At 37.4% G+C, this 18,493-nt stretch carries 23 protein-coding genes; 21 read left to right on the top strand and 2 right to left on the bottom strand.

Annotated features, from left to right (window positions below; translation table 11 throughout):
* The first annotated feature begins 5 nt into the window (after positions 1-5).
* From FEE95_RS05665 to FEE95_RS05565, 21 genes are all read left to right on the top strand, one after another.
* Positions 6-482, top strand: coding sequence for a bactofilin family protein (locus FEE95_RS05665; protein ID WP_138656851.1), 477 nt, complete (start codon positions 6-8; stop codon positions 480-482).
* A 28-nt stretch (positions 483-510) separates the two neighbouring features.
* Positions 511-690 (top strand): AtpZ/AtpI family protein, encoded by a 180-nt coding sequence (locus FEE95_RS05660; protein WP_238474504.1) that lies wholly within the window; start codon positions 511-513, stop codon positions 688-690.
* Complete coding sequence (locus FEE95_RS05655; RefSeq protein WP_138656849.1) at positions 690-1,082, top strand: DUF6168 family protein; 393 nt, start codon at positions 690-692, stop codon at positions 1,080-1,082. The genes FEE95_RS05660 and FEE95_RS05655 overlap by 1 nt, the downstream gene beginning before the upstream one ends.
* Positions 1,083-1,234: 152 nt before the next feature.
* On the top strand, positions 1,235-2,308 hold the full coding sequence (atpB, locus tag FEE95_RS05650; RefSeq protein ID WP_317129238.1) for a F0F1 ATP synthase subunit A: 1,074 nt from the start codon (positions 1,235-1,237) through the stop codon (positions 2,306-2,308).
* Positions 2,309-2,383: 75 nt separating this feature from the next.
* Positions 2,384-2,575 carry an ATP synthase F0 subunit C gene (atpE, locus tag FEE95_RS05645; protein WP_138656847.1) on the top strand — a complete coding sequence of 64 codons (192 nt, stop codon included), beginning with the start codon at positions 2,384-2,386 and terminating at the stop codon, positions 2,573-2,575.
* An 86-nt stretch (positions 2,576-2,661) separates the two neighbouring features.
* Positions 2,662-3,162, top strand: coding sequence for a F0F1 ATP synthase subunit B (locus FEE95_RS05640; protein ID WP_138656846.1), 501 nt, complete (start codon positions 2,662-2,664; stop codon positions 3,160-3,162).
* A 6-nt stretch (positions 3,163-3,168) separates the two neighbouring features.
* Positions 3,169-3,708: an ATP synthase F1 subunit delta gene (gene atpH / locus FEE95_RS05635; RefSeq protein ID WP_138656845.1), complete on the top strand. Its 540-nt coding sequence runs from the start codon at positions 3,169-3,171 to the stop codon at positions 3,706-3,708.
* A gap of 60 nt (positions 3,709-3,768) precedes the next feature.
* Positions 3,769-5,349, top strand: a complete 1,581-nt coding sequence (gene atpA / locus FEE95_RS05630; protein ID WP_138656844.1) for a F0F1 ATP synthase subunit alpha — start codon at positions 3,769-3,771, stop codon at positions 5,347-5,349.
* 24 nt (positions 5,350-5,373) lie between these two features.
* On the top strand, positions 5,374-6,234 hold the full coding sequence (atpG, locus tag FEE95_RS05625; protein WP_138656843.1) for an ATP synthase F1 subunit gamma: 861 nt from the start codon (positions 5,374-5,376) through the stop codon (positions 6,232-6,234).
* A gap of 106 nt (positions 6,235-6,340) precedes the next feature.
* Complete coding sequence (locus tag FEE95_RS05620; protein ID WP_138656842.1) at positions 6,341-7,594, top strand: TCR/Tet family MFS transporter; 1,254 nt, start codon at positions 6,341-6,343, stop codon at positions 7,592-7,594.
* 121 nt (positions 7,595-7,715) lie between these two features.
* Positions 7,716-8,555 carry an alpha/beta hydrolase gene (locus tag FEE95_RS05615; RefSeq protein ID WP_138656841.1) on the top strand — a complete coding sequence of 280 codons (840 nt, stop codon included), beginning with the start codon at positions 7,716-7,718 and terminating at the stop codon, positions 8,553-8,555.
* A 2-nt stretch (positions 8,556-8,557) separates the two neighbouring features.
* On the top strand, positions 8,558-9,055 hold the full coding sequence (locus tag FEE95_RS05610; protein WP_138656840.1) for an RNA polymerase sigma factor: 498 nt from the start codon (positions 8,558-8,560) through the stop codon (positions 9,053-9,055).
* A complete protein-coding gene (locus FEE95_RS05605; RefSeq protein WP_138656839.1) occupies positions 9,042-9,596 on the top strand; it encodes a hypothetical protein in 555 nt (184 codons plus the stop codon). The genes FEE95_RS05610 and FEE95_RS05605 overlap by 14 nt, the downstream gene beginning before the upstream one ends.
* 51 nt (positions 9,597-9,647) lie before the next feature.
* Entirely contained in the window at positions 9,648-10,148 is a 501-nt protein-coding gene (locus tag FEE95_RS05600) for a hypothetical protein (RefSeq protein WP_138656838.1), read from the top strand.
* A gap of 65 nt (positions 10,149-10,213) precedes the next feature.
* Positions 10,214-11,692 carry a lipopolysaccharide biosynthesis protein gene (locus tag FEE95_RS05595; RefSeq protein WP_138656837.1) on the top strand — a complete coding sequence of 493 codons (1,479 nt, stop codon included), beginning with the start codon at positions 10,214-10,216 and terminating at the stop codon, positions 11,690-11,692.
* A gap of 79 nt (positions 11,693-11,771) precedes the next feature.
* Complete coding sequence (dut, locus tag FEE95_RS05590; protein WP_138656836.1) at positions 11,772-12,206, top strand: dUTP diphosphatase; 435 nt, start codon at positions 11,772-11,774, stop codon at positions 12,204-12,206.
* 87 nt (positions 12,207-12,293) lie between these two features.
* On the top strand, positions 12,294-13,310 hold the full coding sequence (locus FEE95_RS05585) for a sugar phosphate nucleotidyltransferase (protein ID WP_138656835.1): 1,017 nt from the start codon (positions 12,294-12,296) through the stop codon (positions 13,308-13,310).
* A gap of 38 nt (positions 13,311-13,348) precedes the next feature.
* Entirely contained in the window at positions 13,349-13,873 is a 525-nt protein-coding gene (locus tag FEE95_RS05580) for a hypothetical protein (protein ID WP_138656834.1), read from the top strand.
* Positions 13,874-13,934: 61 nt separating this feature from the next.
* Complete coding sequence (locus tag FEE95_RS05575) at positions 13,935-14,834, top strand: tetratricopeptide repeat protein (protein ID WP_138656833.1); 900 nt, start codon at positions 13,935-13,937, stop codon at positions 14,832-14,834.
* The gene (gene lolB1 / locus FEE95_RS05570) at positions 14,835-15,635 is read left to right on the top strand and encodes a lipoprotein insertase outer membrane protein LolB1 (protein ID WP_138656832.1); all 801 of its coding nucleotides are present in this window, start codon (positions 14,835-14,837) and stop codon (positions 15,633-15,635) included.
* Positions 15,625-16,860 carry a murein hydrolase activator EnvC family protein gene (locus FEE95_RS05565; RefSeq protein WP_138656831.1) on the top strand — a complete coding sequence of 412 codons (1,236 nt, stop codon included), beginning with the start codon at positions 15,625-15,627 and terminating at the stop codon, positions 16,858-16,860. The genes lolB1 and FEE95_RS05565 overlap by 11 nt, the downstream gene beginning before the upstream one ends.
* Before the next feature lie 21 nt (positions 16,861-16,881).
* On the opposite strand, the gene FEE95_RS05560 is transcribed toward FEE95_RS05565, so the two are convergent.
* Both FEE95_RS05560 and FEE95_RS05555 read right to left on the bottom strand, forming a co-directional pair.
* Entirely contained in the window at positions 16,882-17,397 is a 516-nt protein-coding gene (locus tag FEE95_RS05560) for an acyl-CoA thioesterase (protein WP_138656830.1), read from the bottom strand.
* Positions 17,398-17,455: 58 nt separating this feature from the next.
* Complete coding sequence (locus FEE95_RS05555) at positions 17,456-18,424, bottom strand: HU domain-containing protein (RefSeq protein WP_138656829.1); 969 nt, start codon at positions 18,422-18,424, stop codon at positions 17,456-17,458.
* Between the last annotated feature and the right edge of the window lie 69 nt (positions 18,425-18,493).

Below are 18,493 nucleotides of genomic sequence, written 5' to 3'. Positions count from 1 at the left end.
CTACAATGTTTTCAGATAACAAAAAACCTAGAACTATGAACGAAATAGGCGGACAACCCAACAGAATTGAAAAGAATACTAAGATCAAAGGAGATATCGTTTCCGAAGCTGATTTTAGAATTGACGGAAAGCTTGATGGTAACGTAAAGACTTCTGGTAAAGTGGTCATCGGTAAAGATGGCTACATCCATGGAAAAGTAGAATGTGTAAACGCAGATATAGAAGGAAGCTTCAATGGAGAGCTTTTGGTTTCTGACCTCCTCTCTTTAAAATCTTCTGCGGTAATAGAAGGAACAGTTGCCGTAACAAAACTAGCTGTTGAGCCTGGTGCAACGTTCAATGCTTCGTGTACTATGAAAGGGAAAGGCGGCGCTTCAATGAGCAGTAGTTCTTCTTCAAGCTCGAGCTCAAGTTCAAATACTTCTGGTGGATTTAAATCTTCTTTGGGAAGTAATGTAAATGGACCAGCAAAAGCATCCTAAGAAAAAAAACAATCTTAAAAATGTAGCAATGCTTTCGGGCATTGCCTTTGAAATGGGTGCCATTATTTTTTTGGCAGCCAAGGGTGGTATATGGTTAGATGAACATTACCAAACCGATAAAAGAATTTTTACTGCATTTGCCACACTCATTGGTGTGGCAATTTCTATTTGGGTAGTTTTGCGGCAGCTAAAAAGAATACAATACTAATGCCCAAGAATAATGTCATAGTTAGGTTTCTAGTGCTTCTTGTTTGTTCCCTAGGATTAGCTTTTTTTATCCATATCACCTTATTAGAAAATGTGGGTCATCCTAAGTACAATAACAAAATCGTTTTGTCATATTTGATTAATGCGATTTTGGCAACCGTTATTTTTGTTTCCCTCTATATCTATCGAAATAAGTTGCAAAATTATATTGGGTTCTTATTTATGGCAGGCAGTTTTTTAAAGTTTATTTTCTTTTTTATTGTATTCTATCCCAGTTATAAGTTAGATGGAGATATGAGTAGATTGGAGTTTGCTGCTTTCTTCATTCCCTATGCTATTTGTCTTGTTTTGGAAACCGTTTTTACCGCCAAAATGCTTCAAAAATTGGATTAAAAACAGGGAATATTCAACTTCCTAAATCTCTTCGAAATAAACATCTAAAATGCTTTTTTCTTTTTACAAGAATGCCGTACATTTGCAGCGATTTTTAGAGACCGATATTTTTGAGGAATATGCGCACAAACTTTACAAAAATTCTTTTGGTGATGGCACTACTTTTAAGTGCCAATTCTTTTGCCAAAGAAAAAGAGACTTCAGAAGGGTCTAAAGAAGACCTTAAAACAGAGATTAAAGAGTATATTCAACATCACCTTAAAGATTCGCATGATTTTTCGTTATTCTCATACACTACTGACGAAGGAGAGCATAAATATGTAGGTTTTCCTCTTCCTGTAATCTTGTGGGATGATGGCCTAAAGGTTTTTTCTTCATCTAAATTTCATCATGGGGAGACCTTAGCCGAGGTAGACGGTAACCACTACAAATTATATCATAGTAAGATTTACAAAACTGATGCTCAAGGCACTATAAACTATGACGAAGAGCATCATCCAACAAACGCGAAGCCTATTGATTTTTCAATCACAAAAAGTGTAGTAATGATTTTCATTACGGGACTTTTAATGTTTTTATTGTTTAGAGGTTTAGCAAAATCTTATGCTAAGAATAACGGAATTCCAACCGGTGTTGGTCGTTTTTTCGAACCTATAGTTTTATACATTAGAGATGATATCGCCAGACCTAACATTGGAGAGAAAAAGTATAAAAGGTACATGCCGTATTTACTCTCTATCTTTTTCTTTGTTTGGTTCCTTAATATTTTCGGATTGACTCCCTTAGGAGTAAATGTTACAGGTAACATTGCAATCACATTTGCTTTGGCTTTGTTGACATTTTTGTTCACCAATTTAACAGGTACAAAAGATTATTGGATGCATATTTTTGATCCTTTAGGAGATACCTTACCCTGGTATGGTAAATTGGTTTTATACCCCATATTGATTCCTATCGAATTATTGGGAGTATTCATTAAACCTTTCTCATTACTAATTCGTTTGTACGCAAACATGCAGGCTGGTCATATTGTATTAATGAGTTTGATTGGATTAATGTTTTTATTTAAGAGTTGGATAGGTAGTCCATTGTCATTTGGACTTGCTTTTGCTATTTCGTTGATTGAAGTATTGGTTGCTTTATTACAGGCATATATATTTACTATGCTTTCGGCATTGTACTTTGGTTTTGCTGCAGTAGAGCATGACCATGCAGAAGCACACTAAATGATTTTTTATTGTAGTTCCCTGCGAGATTGGGAATCTAAAGAATGAATTTTTAATTTTTAAACTATATATATTATGGAAATTCCAGTAATGGTAGGTGCAGGTTTAGTTGTAATTGGTGTTGGTATAGGTATCGGTAAAATCGGTGGCTCTGCTATGGAAGCAATTGCTCGTCAACCAGAGGCTTACGGTAAGATTCAGACAGCGATGTTGATTGCTGCTGCACTTATTGAAGGTATTGGATTTGCTGCATTATTTGCAGTATAATTCTAAAATGTCAAGTAACGGCTACAACGGTTGGTTGTAGCTGTTACTTTCTTTAAAAATTAAGATTTTTTATAAAGTAAAAAGAAATGGCAAAATTATTAGAAGAATTTTCACTAGGACTGTTTTTTTGGCAGTGTTTATTGTTTGGACTACTACTTTTCTTATTGTGGAAATTTGCATGGAAGCCTATCCTTAGCGCCGTTAATGAGCGTGAAGATGGAATCAAAGATGCCTTAGCAGCAGCTGAAGATGCAAAGAAAGAAATGCAGAATGTTACTGCGGATAGCGAGAAGTTATTGAAGGAAGCTAGAGCAGAACGCGAAGCGATGTTGAAAGAAGCTCGCGAAATAAAAGATAAATTGATTGCAGATTCTAAAGAGCAAGCAAAAGTAGAGGGAGATAAAATGATTAAGCAAGCCCAAGCTGCTATCGAAAGTGAAAAGAAAGCTGCGGTTGCTGACATTAAAAGTCAAGTAGCGAATCTTTCTGTTGATATTGCCGAAAAAGTAATTAAAGAACAACTTTCTGATAAAGACAAGCAATTGAAATTGGTTGACGATTTATTAGGAGATATCAAATTGAACTAAGAGCCCATGAGCGATTCTAGAGCAGCCCTTCGTTACGCAAAAGCTATTCTTGACCTAGCCGTTGAGAACAAAGCTACAGATGCCTTAGAAAAGGACATGCAGAATGTGGTCGGTACGATTTCCGGGAGTGCTGAACTTCGTGAGATGTTGGCTAGCCCTGTTGTAAAAGGGAGTGCAAAGAAAGAAGCTTTATTGTCTGTCTTCAAAGGGAGCCATTCAATAACTGAAGGAACTATTTCAATGTTGGTTTCCAATAAAAGAGTTTCAATGCTAAACGAGGTTGCTTCTAAATATCTTATCCTCAATGAAAAGTTGAAAGGAAAAGATATTGCTCACGTTACAACAGCGGTCCCTTTAACAGCCGACTTGGAAAAGAAGATTTTGGCAAAGGTTACTGAAATGACAGGGAACAAAGTATCCTTAGAAAATAAAATTGACGAAAGCATTATTGGTGGTTTCGTCTTACGCGTTGGCGACTTGCAATATGACGCCAGCATTGCGAATAAGTTGAGTAGTTTAAAAAGAGAGTTTACAAGTAGTCTATAAATAAATATTTAGAGATGAGACGTATTACGTCTTATGTCTTACGTCTTATATCTAGAACATATGGCAGGAGTAAAAGCCGCTGAAGTATCAGCAATTTTAAAGAAACAATTATCAGAATTCGAAGCATCAGCTTCTTTAGATGAGGTAGGAACAGTATTGCAAGTAGGTGATGGTATCGCGCGTGTATACGGACTATCGAATGCTGAATACGGCGAATTGGTGGAGTTCGAAGGAGGACTAAAAGGTATCGTTTTGAACTTGGAAGAAGATAATGTTGGTGTGGTACTTTTGAGCCCATCACGTGATGTGAAAGAAGGTTCGGTTGTTAAGCGAACACAAACGATTGCTTCTATCAATGTTGGTGAAGGAATTACAGGTCGTGTGGTAAATACTCTAGGATTGCCTATCGATGGTAAAGGTCCTATTTCGGGTGAGACTTACGAAATGCCATTGGAGCGCAAAGCGCCTGGGGTAATCTTTCGTGAGCCAGTAACTGAGCCATTACAAACAGGTATTAAAGCGATTGATGCTATGATTCCTGTAGGTAGAGGACAAAGGGAACTTGTAATTGGTGACCGTCAAACTGGTAAGACTACAGTTTGCATTGATACTATTTTGAATCAAAAAGAATTTTACGATGCAGGCGAGCCTGTATATTGTATCTATGTAGCTATCGGACAAAAAGCTTCTACTGTTGCAGGTATTGCCCAGACGCTAGAAGATAAAGGTGCTTTAGCTTATACAACTATTGTTGCTGCAAATGCATCCGATCCTGCACCAATGCAGGTATATGCTCCAATGGCAGGTGCTGCGATTGGTGAGTACTTCCGTGATACCGGTCGTCCAGCTTTGATTATCTATGACGATTTATCAAAACAAGCAGTTGCTTATCGTGAGGTATCTCTTTTATTAAGAAGACCTCCAGGGCGTGAAGCATATCCTGGTGATGTTTTCTACCTACATTCTCGTTTATTAGAGCGTTCCGCAAAAGTCATTAATGATGATGCGATTGCAAAAGATATGAATGACTTACCTGATTCATTGAAACCAATGGTAAAAGGTGGTGGTTCATTGACAGCATTGCCAATCATTGAAACACAAGCAGGTGACGTTTCTGCATATATTCCAACAAACGTAATTTCGATTACTGACGGGCAAATATTCTTGGAGCAAGATTTGTTCAACCAAGGTGTTCGTCCTGCGATTAATGTAGGTATTTCGGTATCGCGTGTGGGAGGTAATGCTCAGATTAAATCAATGAAGAAAGTTGCAGGCACCTTGAAATTGGATCAAGCTCAGTTCCGTGAATTGGAAGCTTTTGCGAAGTTCGGTTCGGATTTGGATGCTGCAACCTTAAACGTAATTGAAAAAGGTCGTCGTAACGTTGAAATCTTGAAGCAAGCACAAAATGACCCTTTTACAGTAGAAGACCAAGTAGCAATTATCTATGCAGGTTCTAAAAACTTGTTAAGAGATGTTCCTGTTGAGAAAGTAAAGGAATTCGAAACGGATTTTATTGAGTTCTTAAATGCAAAACACAGAGATGTATTGGATACCCTAAAATCTGGTAAACTAACAGATGAGGTAATTGATACTTTAACCACAGTTGCCAAAGACCTTTCAGGAAAGTATAGAGCTTAATTAGTCCTTTTATAACAATAGAAAATGGCGAATCTAAAGGAAATTAGAAATAGAATAGCGTCGGTATCATCAACGATGCAGATTACCAGTGCCATGAAAATGGTTTCTGCTGCGAAATTGAAGAAAGCTCAGGATGCTATTACTGCCATGCGTCCATACGCTGACAAGCTAACCGAACTTTTACAGAGTTTAAGTGCAAGTTTGGACGGCGATTCAGGAAGTAAATTTTCCGACAATCGAGAGGTGAATAAAGTATTGGTGGTTGCGGTTACCTCAAACAGAGGTCTTGCAGGAGCTTTCAATTCCAATATTTTGAAGCAATGTTCCATCTTGATTGATGAAACCTATGCTGGAAAGCAGGTTGATTTTGTAGCTATTGGAAAGAAAGCGAATGATTTTCTGAGTAAAAAATCGACTGTTCTTGCGAATCACAGTGATTTATACGAAGAGTTGACTTTCGACAATGTCGCCGTTATTGCTGAAGACTTAATGGAGAAGTTTACTTCAGGTGAGTATGACAGAATAGATATCGTTTACAACAAATTCAAAAATGCTGCGACCCAAATTATAATGACGGAACAGTTCTTACCAATTGTTCCGATTGAAGGTGCTGAAGGTTCAAGTGGTGATTACATCTTTGAGCCCTCTAAAGTTGAAATCGTTGAGCAATTGATTCCAAAGTCTTTAAAGACACAATTGTACAAAGGCATTCGTGATTCATTTGCTAGTGAGCACGGTGCACGTATGACGGCGATGCATAAGGCAACAGATAATGCTACTGAACTTCGTGATCAGTTGAAATTGACTTATAATAAAGCCCGTCAAGCAGCGATTACTAATGAAATTTTGGAGATTGTTGGTGGTGCTGAGGCATTGAATAATTAAATATTTTTGCGAGCAAAGCGAAGCAATTTGTTTCTTAGTAATTCTAAAAAATAAAACCTCACAGTAATGTGGGGTTTCTTTTTTTTAACCGATTTTTGTCACTTCGATGAAATCCAACAAAACCGCCTTACTTTTTATATTTATTACGATTCTGGTTGATGTAATCGGCATCGGTATAATTATTCCTATCATTCCCGATTTAATAATGGAGTTGACTGGAGAAGGCACGGCCCAAGCCGTAATTTATGGTATGTGGTTGACTACCGCTTTCGCTGGAATGCAATTCTTGTTTTCACCAGTGCTGGGGGAGATTTCGGATAAGTACGGAAGAAGACCAATTCTTCTGATTGCGCTGCTAGGATTAAGTATTGATTACTTAATCCATGCTTGGGCACCAACAATTACTTTCCTATTCATAGGAAGATTTTTAGCGGGAATCACAGGGGCAAGTTTTACAGTAGCCTCCGCCTATATTGCAGATATCAGCACGCCTGAAGAGAAGGCAAAAAACTTTGGATTAATCGGAGCGGCTTTCGGATTAGGCTTTATTATCGGCCCAGGAATAGGAGGTTTTTTCGGAGAAATCGATATTCGACTTCCGTTTTACATTGCGGCCGGATTGACTTTTGCCAACTTTGTTTTTGGGTATTTCTTCGTTCCTGAATCACTGACTACTGAAAATAGAAGACCTATCAATCCATTAAAAATGATACCAGGGGTATCGTTAGTAAGTCTAAGAAACTACAAAGGGGTTCTATTACTAATCTTTGCATTTTTTCTAGCAAATTTAGCAGGGCAAGCATTACCATCTGTATGGTCTTACTACGGAATTGAAAGATATGACTGGAGTCCCCAGGAAATAGGTATTTCTTTGATGGCTGTAGGTTTACTAGTTGCAATTGCACAAGGGTTTTTGGTGGGCATTGTGGTGAAAAAAATTGGAAAGAAAAGAACTATAATTAGTGGATTCCTTTTATGGACCATCGGGATGTTTCTCTTTTCGCAAGCTTCTGAACCTTGGATGTTGTATGCGTTCTTAATTCCATATGCTTTTGGAGGAGTTGCCGGGCCAACCATTCAAGGCGTAATCTCAAATCAGGTATCAGAAAAAGAACAAGGAAACTTACAAGGCGCCATAACCGGTTTGGTGAGTGTAACCGCCATTCTCGGACAGTTGACATTTGCACCGGTTTTCTACTATTTCATTCGCCCAGAAACAGAGATATACTTCCCAGGAGCACCTTATGTTCTTGCAGCGATGTTGCTTTTTGTAGCACTTCTATTCGCGGTTTTGGCTATGAAAAGAATGGATTTGAAGGAAGATGAAACACCGGTTCTAGAGAATACGATTGCCGATTAATTACTTCAATTGTAAATATTTAAAGAATAGTAAACTTCACAATTATTGTGGAGTTTTTTGTTTTTAGATGTAACATTTTTTAAAAAATGTATCTAAAGAAAGAATCGTATAAAATAAAATCATGAAAATCTTTAATATAGTAGTAATCCTTTCATTTTTTATATCCGTATTTGGACTGAATGCACAAGCCCCTTTTGAGGTAACTTTAAAAGGTCAGGGGCAACCTGTTTTGCTCTTTCCCGGGTTTACCTGTACAGGAGAAGTATGGGAGGATACCGTTGTCGAGCTTTCAAAGAATTATGAATGCCATATTTTTACATTTGCCGGTTTCGGAGCAGTTGCGCCTATTAAAAAACCATGGCTTCCGAAAATCAAGGAAGGAATAGTGAAGTACGTTCAGGAAAAGAAACTAGTAGATGCAATCATTATCGGACATAGCCTGGGAGGCACCCTTGGATTATGGTTAGCAAGTGATGACATCCATCCCTATTCCAAATTGATTATTGTTGATGCACTTCCTTCCACAGGGGCATTGATGATACCCAACTTTAAAAGTGAAGATATGGTTTATGACAACCCCTGGAATAGTCAAATGTTAGAAATGGATGCCGAAGCCTTTGAAAAAATGGCATCACAAATGGTATCGGGAATGACCTTAAACACTGAAAGGCATCAACAACTGAAAGACTGGATTATGCAATCTGACAGAGAAACTTACGTCTATGGATATACTGATTTATTGAAATTGGATCTAAGGGAAGATATCGCCCAAATAACAATTCCGGTGAGCGTTTTAGGAGCAACCCATCCTTATGGATTGGAAACAGCGAAAAAGACCTATGAGGAGCAATACAAGAATTTGGAAAATTTTAATATAGAGTTTGCAGTGGATTCTGCCCATTTTATCATGTACGATCAACCAGAGTGGTTTTTGGAACAAATTACAAGAGAGTTAGAGTAGGTATGAATGAAGAACAATCCCATTTTGAGAAGATTTATCAATCGAATTATCAAAAGGTAATTCGAGTTTGTATGGGATATGTAAATGGCAATGACGCTTTAGCAAAAGATTTGACCCAAGAAGTCTTTGTCAAAGTTTGGGAAAATTTAGCATCCTTCCGAGAAGAAGCAAGTATTGCCACTTGGATATATCGTATAACTGTAAATACCTGTTTACTCCAACTTCGAAAGAAGAAGTATCTAAGGGGTAATGAAATATTTGAGAAGTTGACTGAAACACCCGAGGAATCTAATCCATCCAAAGAAAATCAATTGAAAAAGATGTATCAATGTATAAATAAACTTCCAAAGAATAGTCGGGGAGTTATTCTTCTGGAACTAGAAGGACTACCCCAAAAAGAGATTGCAGAAATAATGGGATTATCGCATGAGGCAGTTCGCGTTCGAATACATCGCATAAAAAATAGTTTAACACAATGTGTGAAAAATGACAGCATTTGAAGATTTAAAATCACAGTGGGAAAATCAAGCTAAATCAGAAATCCCCAAAGATGGAGCAAAACAGATTCTGAAGAAAATCACATCGGTCCGCAAGAAACAAGTTATTACCAATATTGTTCTTACCGCAACGGGACTAGTTCTGGTCGCCTTTTTCTTTTATGTTTCTGCGTATAAATTTCAAACCGTAATGATTGGACTTTTCCTAATGATAGGTGCACTGGTTTTAAGAATAGGATTGGAATTTTCAAGTATTCGAACATTGAAAAATTTGAATGTTTCGACTTCAGCAGAAAAGTTTAAAAAGCAGATGATTCGCTACTATATGAAAAGAAAAAAAGTACATTTCGTTCTCACGCCTATTATAATTCTTGTGTATTGTATTGGGTTTTTGATGCTGCTTCCGGCATTCAAGGAAAGCCTTTCTTCTGGGTTTTATAATTACGTTGTAGTTTCTTCAATGGTTTTGTTGATTGTACTATCTATTTTCATTGCTAGAGAAGTATGGAAAGAGCTGGCCATTTTAAAGGAATTGAAAGACTAACAACTTCATTTCACTTTCATACGTATCTATAAAGCACAAATAGATATGATTATGAAAAGAACACATTTTCTAATATTAATTAGCTCGATATTAATCGTAGCCTGTTCATCTCAAAAGAAATTAGAAACATCCGCTCCTTTTACACTTGGTGAGGTATATGGCCAAAACTGGATTGTAGAAAATGCTGCTAAAGATTCGGGCTATGAGGTAGTAATCCCTGTTATGAGTCTTGATGAAAATGAGGCAGTTTTACAAAACCTATATCATAAAGGCAAGATGGTCGATATTTCTATTGAACTTCGTGATTTTGGGATGATTGCCCTTGCCGAATATAGTAAAGAAGATTTATTGAAAAAAGACATTCTTGTGCCCGAAGCTCCTAATAGTAAGAAAAAGAAGGATAATAAAAAGATGGAGCTTTTTCCTTTCGAATTACGAGATACTGAGGCAGTTTTAAGCTATCTTCAAAAAGACAAGGTCAAGTATATAAAACTATCAGGTATTCGACAGAACCCTGTAGTTATTTATGAATCTTTGAAGGCCAGAAGGTAAACTTTCACCAAAGGCTTCAGAGATTGTTCTGAAATGTCTAATTTTGGCACTTAACCTTCGCGCTATTGAATCCGCTTAAAAAACTATTTAAACAGACGGCCATTTATGGTTTGGCTACGGTTGTTCCCCGTTTGTTGAACGTTATTTTGGTGCCTGTCTACACAAGCGCAATGAAGCCGGAATTCTATGGAGAGTTATCCATAATTTTCTCATGGGTCGCAATTTTGAATGTTTTATTAGCTTATGGAATGGAAACCGCTTTCTTCCGATTCTTTAGTAAATCAGAAAATAAAGAAACGGTAGTTTCAACATCATTGATTTCAATACTTGTTAGCAGTATTCTATTTGTTGGAATAGGGTTTATATATCAAAATAGTTTGGCTGACTTATTGAATATTGACCCCAAATACATTAATTATGTGCTCTGCATTTTAGGCTTGGATGCTCTAGTGATTATTCCATTTGCATGGCTCCGCGCGAATGAAAAACCAACACGTTATTCAATAGTCAAAATAGTAAATGTTGCTATAAACCTTGGGCTTACGATATTTTTTCTATTAGCCTTGCCTAAGTTAGCAGCTAGTAGTTCAGAGCGTATTTTTTCAGGAATTTACCGAACCGATTTCCAAATATCCTACATTTTAATAGCAAATCTAGTCGCAAGTGGTATCACATTACTTCTTATGATTTCACTTTATACTAAAAGTTCGTATACTTTTGATAAAGGCTTATGGAAGACCATGCTCAAATATGCATCTCCAGTTTTAATAGCAGGTGTCGCTTATACGATTAATGAGGTTTTTGGTCGCATAATGCTTGAAGACATCCTTACGGATATTTTCGATGAAGAATACGCTAAAAGTGAGGTTGGAAAGTATGCTGCTTGTATCAAGCTGGCCCTATTTATGAACTTGTTTGCTACGGCATTTCGCATGGGGGTCGAACCCTTCTTTTTTAGTCATTCTGATAGTGAAAACCCCCAAAAAACCTATGCCCAAATCACCAATTACTTTGTGATTTTAGGCAGTGTTATTATGTTAGCTGTCGTTGTTTTTGCAGATATTCTAAAAAGGATTTTTATTCCCAACTCAGAGTATTGGGAAGCTATGAATGTAGTCCCTTTGTTACTATTGGCCAGCTTCTTTTTAGGTATATACCATAATCTATCGGTTTGGTATAAAGTATCTGACAAAACACGATTCGGAGCATTTATATCAATTATAGGAGCGGTCCTTACCATTGGAATAAATTATTTATTTATTCCTAAAATTGGATATATGGCGTCGGCTATAGCAACTTTATTCGCATACGGTATAATGATGTTTCTATCTTATTACTTCGGAAAATCAAGATACCCCGTGCCCTATAATTTCAGAAAGATTCTTTTTTATATGGGAATTTCAATCCTATTTTCAGCTATAGCCTTTTACGGATTTGGAAGAAGTCTTTATGCCGGAATACCTTTACTCCTAATTTTCTTGGGCATAGTTTACAAACTTGAAAATGACAAACTCAGACAAATATTTACAAAATCGAAAACATAAGCTTGGAAGTTAGGTGTCAGAGGCACGATGTTTTACTTTAGAGCACCGAGCACCGTACCAAATACAATAAACAAGAATCATGACCATAAAAATAATCAACAAATCGGTTCATCAATTACCGCATTATGAGACTATCGCTTCTGCAGGAATGGACCTTAGAGCCAACCTTTCCGAATCAGTAACGTTACAGCCTTTGGAAAGAACAATCATCAAAACAGGGCTCTTTATAGAGCTTCCCGTAGGCTTTGAAGCACAAGTTCGACCAAGAAGTGGTCTGGCAGCTAAAAAAGGCATAACAGTACTTAATGCGCCTGGCACGGTTGACGCTGATTATCGTGGTGAAATAGGAGTCATACTTGTTAACCTATCTAATGAAGCATTCACCATTGAAAATGGAGAGCGAGTTGCACAATTGGTTATCGCGAAACACGACCGTGCGGAATGGATTGAAGTTGAAGAACTTTCTTCGACAGACCGCGGAGCTGGTGGATTTGGTTCGACGGGTCTAAAATAAAGGAAGATTATAAAATAATGTCTTTACGCAGCAATTGACCTATAAATTCACCGTTACACTAATACAATAACAAACTGAAATTTCAATATGAAGATTATAGTTCCCATGGCGGGCAGAGGTTCGCGACTCAGACCGCATTCATTAACAGTTCCGAAACCCTTAATACCTGTAGCAGGTAAGCCTATCGTGCATCGTTTAGTAAGTGATATTGCTAAAGTACTTGGTGAACCGATAGATGAGATTGCTTTCGTATTAGGAGACCCTGCTTTTTTCGGAGATGATGTTGTCGCTAGTTTGAAAGAATTGGCAGAAGGTTTGGGAGCAAAAGCTTCTATTTATCGTCAAGATCAACCTTTGGGTACAGGTCATGCAATCATGTGCGCTAAGGATTCATTGGACGGCCCGGCGGTAATTGCCTACGCAGACACTTTGATCCGGGCGGACTTTGATTTAGACAAATCAGCCGATAGCGTGATTTGGGTAAAACAAGTGGACCAGCCAGAAGCATATGGAGTAGTTAAACTAAACGACAATCAAGAGATTGTAGAATTAGTTGAAAAACCAGAACAGTTTGTTTCTGATTTGGCGGTAATCGGCATCTATTATTTCAAAGATGTTGGTCAGTTGAAAGATGAATTGCAGTTGGTTTTAGATAACAACATTATCAACGGAGGAGAATATCAAATCAATGACGGCATCAAACAAATGATGGCGAAAGGGAAGAAATTTGTCCCTGGAAAAGTGGACGAATGGATGGACTGTGGAAATAAAGCAGTAACTCTAGAAACCAATATGCGAATGCTCGGCTTTCTTGAGAAAGACGGAGAAGCTTTGATTTCAAATTCCGTTCAGCTAGATAACGCAAACATCATTGAACCTTGTTTCATTGGTGAAAATGTAGTCTTGAAAGACACAACAGTTGGACCATATGTTTCTATTGGAAATAACACAACCGTAGTAAATTCAACGATTAAGAACAGTTTGATACAAACCCAAACTAAAATATCAAATACCAATTTAGATAGTGCCATGATAGGCAATCATGTGGTTTTTGATGGTAATTTTGAAGCCATAAGTATTGGGGATTATTCGGTTCTGGAATAGTTCTTGAGATTGACATCCCATCATTAAACTATTACAAGATGGGATTTCAAAGTAAGTTATGGCTAATTGGGGTCATCATTTTTAGTTATGATTTAAGCGCTCAACAAAGAACATTAGATAGTGTAAATCTCGATTACATTTATAATAAGTGGGTTATGTCAAAAGAAGAATCTTCTTTCGAGTCAATAGTATATAGAAATGAAGATTTTTTTCAGCGTAATGATTTGGATGAAAAAGCTAGAACTAGATGGAGATTTGCTAAACATAGCGATGTATTTGTAAATAGTCCTTACAGCAAGGTTAAGATATATAAAAAGCAAATTGGACGACCTAGAAGAACTTGTGGTCCTTCTGGGTCAGGCGGTAGAAGCACAGAAAAATTTTATTTTGGACCTCCTCAAAGAACAAAAGGCAGATGGAAGCTTTATCCGCATGAGGAAATGGCGAAAATCGAACTTTTTTATTATAAAGCAGTGATTGGAAAACCATTTGAACTATCAGGTACACAAGTCTACGAAATAGTACACTTGGAAAAAGATTTGATGGTATTGAGAAAGGAGTAATTATTTTTGAGCAATGAGATACGATAAACTTAGATGGTTCTTTTTAATGCTTGGATTAATAATGTCCAAATCATTTTACTCCCAAGAAAATGTACCAGAAATCAATATCGAAGAAAGCGCCGAGGTATTTCTTGAAGAATATTCAGATGATTTCGAAGAGGCCTTTTTTGAAGCCCTCAAGCAAAAAGGAATTGAGAATTACGACCGTGCAATTAATTTATTTTTGGAATGTAAGAGGCTTGATTCAGAAAACATCGTTGTTGACCATGAGTTGGCAAAAGCTTACTACGAGAATAAGAAATACAATTTAGCACGTGATTATGGTGTTGCCGCCCTTATTTCAGAACCGGAAAATAACTGGTATTTGAACACGCTTGTGGAAACCCTTGAAAAACAAGGAAGTTCTATTGAAGATTTGGAGATGGGTATATTCACCGATAATCTAAAACTACAAGGGAATCTAGCGCTGATTTACTACAAAAAAGAGAAATACGAAGATGCCTTGGTCATTTTGAAAAAGCTCAAAAAAACTACCTTTTTAGATGATTTAGCAGCAAAAATCAACGATTCTATTGAAAAAAGAGACAAAAACAGTCAAAAAACATCTTTTACGGCAACTGTTACAAACACCTCTGAAGGGACGGCTTCGTTAAATGGATACAAAGGGCGAATTGACGGTCTTATCAGAACGAAAAATCATATGATTCTGAAACAAGTTGCTGCAGAGGCGGTTGAAAGTTTTCCATCACAACCCTATTTTTACTATGCACAAGGCTATGCATTTAATAAAACGGGAAAACACCGTGATGCGATTGAGGTATTAGAAGCTTCCCTTGATTATTTGGTGGGTGATATTTCACTAGCCAATAAAATCTATACAGAACTATCAGAAGCTTATAACGGCATTAACAATTCCGTTAAGGCAAATATGTATCTTCGTAAGGTAAAAGCCGGATTTTAAATGACACAGATAGTATTTCAGTCCCTTCTAAAACGCCTAGGCATTTGTTTTTTGGTCTTCTTCGTTATTTCCTGTAAGTCCAATAAGGTTTTGACGGGTGGCGCGGCGAACGAAAACCTTTCCGCAAAAACCATTATCAAGACCCACTATCAAAATGAAATTGATTTCAAAACTCTTAGAGGGAAGATGAAAATCGAGTATTCCAATGGTGAGGATAATCAAGGCGTCTCCGTTAGTCTTCGCATGGAAAAAAACAAAGCGATATGGATTAGCGCTCCTTTTGGTATGGTCAAGGCATATATTACACCCAATAGAGTATCTTTTTATAACAAACTAGAAAATGAATATTTCGACGGGGATTTTTCTTATCTAAGCAATCTTTTAGGAACCGAACTTGATTTTCAAAAAGTACAGAACCTGCTCTTAGGCCAAGCATTACTTGATTTAACGGAGGAGAAATACGACTTGGAAGTAGCCGATAGAAACTATCAGTTAAAACCTAGAAAGGCAGCTGAACTTTTTAAAATACTATTTCAAATAGAACCGAAAAATTTCAAAATTGCCACGCAACAGCTGTCACAACCCTTGAAGAAAAGGCTACTGGAAATAGATTACCAGAACTATCAAAAAATAAGTCAATATGTGTTGCCAAATTCGATTTTTATAACTGCTATCGATAAGGATATAAAGAATACGATTGCGATAGAATACCGGAATATCGAATTCAATAATCCTATGAATTTTCCGTATAAAATCCCGAAAGGGTATAAAGAAATTGTTTTAACGAAAAATGATATTTAGGAAACGATACATCCTTTCATTTTTACTTTTCTTAGGGATGTTTATCCCACAAACTACAACTGCCCAAACAAACGAACAAAAGGCCCTTGAGGCTAAGCGAGAACGGCTTCAAACGGAAATTAGAGACATCAATAGGCTCCTTTTTGCTGAGAAAAAAGAACGCGGAACCATTTTAGACCAAATGGAAGCTTTGGATAAGAAAATCAATGTGCGTCAGCAATTAATTCGGGTTACGAATCAACAGTCCAACCTTTTGAATCGTCAGATTAATGCCAATATCAAGAAAATTACAAAGCTGCGAGAGGACTTAAAAATACTAAAAAACGATTACGGATTGATGATTCAAAAGTCGTATCAGAATAAATCACAGCAGAGTCGATTGATGTTCTTGCTGTCCTCCGAAAACTTCTTTCAAGCTTTTAAGCGCATTCAGTATATGAAACAATACACTGATTATAGAAGGGAGCAAGGAGAATCAATTGTGACCAAGACAGATGATTTAGCTCGCCTAAACAAAGATTTAAATGAAGAAAGAAAGGTAAAAGAGATATTGATCGCACAAAATAGAAAGGCGAAAAACCAACTTTTTAAAGAAATACAAACACAAAAAGAACTTTTGGCTACCATTCGTCAGAATGAAAGTAAGTACACCGCAAGTATAAACGCAAAGCAAAAGGAAGCTAGAAAAATAGATAGGCAAATTGAACGATTGATAAAAGAGGCGATTGCTGCAGCCAATAAGAAAGCTGGGAGTAGTAAAGTATCAAACTCTAGCAAGTTCGATCTTACACCAGAAGCTACTTTGGTTGCAAATAACTTTACGGCTAATAAGGGCAAGCTAATTTGGCCGGTTGAAAAAGGAATTAAAAGTCAAGGTTTTGGGGAATATCGAGATCCAGTTTATCCAGGTATCAAGCATGAAAGTAACGGTGTTATTATTGCTACGGATGAAGGAGCCATCGCGAGGGCTATTTTTGAAGGTGAAGTAATTGCGATTCTTGCCGTACCTGGGGGTAAAAAAGGTGTTACCATAAAGCATGGAAACTTCATTAGCACCTATTACAACCTCTCGGATGTTTACGTACGTAAAGGAGATACGGTAGCACTTAAAACAGAGCTTGGAAAAATTTATACCAATCAGTCTAATGGTCAAACCCGCCTTAAATTCTACCTCTACGAGGATACTTCAAAGTTGAACCCAGAGGAATGGGTATATCAGTTATAAGAAATCTAGAGAAGTTTTTAACTACCCTCCCATAAACAAAGCCCGAAGTTCTGTGGCGTCTGTTGGCTCCATTTTCCCAGCTAAAACTAAACTCAATTGCTTTCTGCGAAGTGCTGCATCAAAGCGTTCTTTTTCCAAATCAGTTTCTGGTATTAATTGGGGCACTTGAGTAGGTCTTCCGGTTTCATCTAAGGCGACAAAAGTGTAAATACCTTCGTTCGCCTTGGAACGCTTTCCGCTAAAACGATCTTCGATCCAAACATCTATGAAGACTTCCATGGAGGTTGAAAATGCTCGAGAAACTGAGGCTTCCACAGTAACAACACTTCCTAACGGAACTGCCTGCGTAAAGGCTACATGATTTACAGAGGCCGTTACCGTCAATCTATTGCTGTGTCTTCCAGCAGCGATACTTGCTGCCCTATCCATTCTTGCAAGTAATTCACCACCAAAGAGGTTCTTCAATATATTCGTCTCCCCAGGAAGCACGATATCGGTCAATATTGCAAGTGAATCTTTTGGATTTTTAGCGTCCATACCTAAAATTTTGGGCAAAGATACGTCGGAATACTAGGGTGAAAAAAGAGGATGTGAATTATTTAACAGACAACAGCCACGCATCTTTACTCTGTGTGCGTTTTACTGCTCTTAAGGCGTTTAGAGCCTCGTCAACATCGGTGTAGCTGTCGTAGTTGACCATGTGAAGCCCGTGTCGATTCGTGCCTATGTAGGTCGCGTTGTAACCACGTCTTTTTAACTGGCGAATCTTTTTATCCGCGTTTTTTCGAAAACGGAAGGCGCCAGCAACGATATGATGTGTCTTAACATTAGTTTTTTTCGAGATTGTAGCCTTGGTTTTAACAACGTCTAAAGAAATTGAGGGCAACTCCAATGGCTCAACATCAAAGAAAGTTGCTGCCTGAATTCGTTTCGCAACTTGTTCCTGTGCTTCTTCGACGGCCAATTGTTGATTTCCAAGATTGTCATTCATAAATCGATATCCAGTCAGCCCTAAAGAAATAGTCAAAAGGCCAACTGCAGCATATTTCAAATAGGGTCGTAAAGACCTCGTCTTTCTTTGCTCAGGAGTAAATACAAAAGGCACTTTTTCCTCTATGGCCTCGACTTCCTCTTTCAAGATTTCCCTGGTTACAGGAGCTGAAACAAAAGAAGACAATCCGAAGGAAGAAGTCAGATAATTGATATTGTAATGCGGTTGAAACTGAATCTTGCCCGAATCATTCAACTTTAATTCACCAATATTATCCAGTAACAACTTTTCACCTTTTTGTAGCCGTGATTTCCACTCGGATGTAATTTCGGTCACCTTGGTCAACATTTCCTCATAACTGGTTTTTTCCGCTTCAGCCATATAAGAAACCAGTAATCCGTCATTAGTTACAACCTGCTCGTTGAAAGAAATTGCTTTTGATGGAGGATAGAAAGCGTTTGTAGTCTTATGAATAACGGCAGACTTCATTTGTGTCAAGAAAGCACCTAAGCCGGGCACCATGACGCAATTGTATCGATAAAGCAATTCTGAGATATAGTGTTCTAATACCATCTGCCGCAAATATTACAAAAAATATTAGCCCTTCAAAACCCCTATCATAACTTTTTATTAACATTATAA

This window comes from Maribacter algarum (ex Zhang et al. 2020), assembly GCF_005885635.1.
Lineage (GTDB): Bacteria > Bacteroidota > Bacteroidia > Flavobacteriales > Flavobacteriaceae > Maribacter_C > Maribacter_C algarum.
This window is presented reverse-complemented; position numbering and strand designations above follow the sequence as displayed.

Coding starts and splice junctions, on each gene's coding strand:
- FEE95_RS05665 (WP_138656851.1), top strand. CDS start 6: ATGTTTTCAGATAACAAAAAACCTAGAACTATGAACGAAATAGGCGGA.
- FEE95_RS05660 (WP_238474504.1), top strand. CDS start 511: ATGCTTTCGGGCATTGCCTTTGAAATGGGTGCCATTATTTTTTTGGCA.
- FEE95_RS05655 (WP_138656849.1), top strand. CDS start 690: ATGCCCAAGAATAATGTCATAGTTAGGTTTCTAGTGCTTCTTGTTTGT.
- atpB (WP_317129238.1), top strand. CDS start 1,235: ATGGCACTACTTTTAAGTGCCAATTCTTTTGCCAAAGAAAAAGAGACT.
- atpE (WP_138656847.1), top strand. CDS start 2,384: ATGGAAATTCCAGTAATGGTAGGTGCAGGTTTAGTTGTAATTGGTGTT.
- FEE95_RS05640 (WP_138656846.1), top strand. CDS start 2,662: ATGGCAAAATTATTAGAAGAATTTTCACTAGGACTGTTTTTTTGGCAG.
- atpH (WP_138656845.1), top strand. CDS start 3,169: ATGAGCGATTCTAGAGCAGCCCTTCGTTACGCAAAAGCTATTCTTGAC.
- atpA (WP_138656844.1), top strand. CDS start 3,769: ATGGCAGGAGTAAAAGCCGCTGAAGTATCAGCAATTTTAAAGAAACAA.
- atpG (WP_138656843.1), top strand. CDS start 5,374: ATGGCGAATCTAAAGGAAATTAGAAATAGAATAGCGTCGGTATCATCA.
- FEE95_RS05620 (WP_138656842.1), top strand. CDS start 6,341: ATGAAATCCAACAAAACCGCCTTACTTTTTATATTTATTACGATTCTG.
- FEE95_RS05615 (WP_138656841.1), top strand. CDS start 7,716: ATGAAAATCTTTAATATAGTAGTAATCCTTTCATTTTTTATATCCGTA.
- FEE95_RS05610 (WP_138656840.1), top strand. CDS start 8,558: ATGAATGAAGAACAATCCCATTTTGAGAAGATTTATCAATCGAATTAT.
- FEE95_RS05605 (WP_138656839.1), top strand. CDS start 9,042: ATGACAGCATTTGAAGATTTAAAATCACAGTGGGAAAATCAAGCTAAA.
- FEE95_RS05600 (WP_138656838.1), top strand. CDS start 9,648: ATGAAAAGAACACATTTTCTAATATTAATTAGCTCGATATTAATCGTA.
- dut (WP_138656836.1), top strand. CDS start 11,772: ATGACCATAAAAATAATCAACAAATCGGTTCATCAATTACCGCATTAT.
- FEE95_RS05585 (WP_138656835.1), top strand. CDS start 12,294: ATGAAGATTATAGTTCCCATGGCGGGCAGAGGTTCGCGACTCAGACCG.
- FEE95_RS05580 (WP_138656834.1), top strand. CDS start 13,349: ATGGGATTTCAAAGTAAGTTATGGCTAATTGGGGTCATCATTTTTAGT.
- FEE95_RS05575 (WP_138656833.1), top strand. CDS start 13,935: ATGTCCAAATCATTTTACTCCCAAGAAAATGTACCAGAAATCAATATC.
- lolB1 (WP_138656832.1), top strand. CDS start 14,835: ATGACACAGATAGTATTTCAGTCCCTTCTAAAACGCCTAGGCATTTGT.
- FEE95_RS05565 (WP_138656831.1), top strand. CDS start 15,625: ATGATATTTAGGAAACGATACATCCTTTCATTTTTACTTTTCTTAGGG.
- FEE95_RS05560 (WP_138656830.1), bottom strand. CDS start 17,397: ATGGACGCTAAAAATCCAAAAGATTCACTTGCAATATTGACCGATATC.
- FEE95_RS05555 (WP_138656829.1), bottom strand. CDS start 18,424: ATGGTATTAGAACACTATATCTCAGAATTGCTTTATCGATACAATTGC.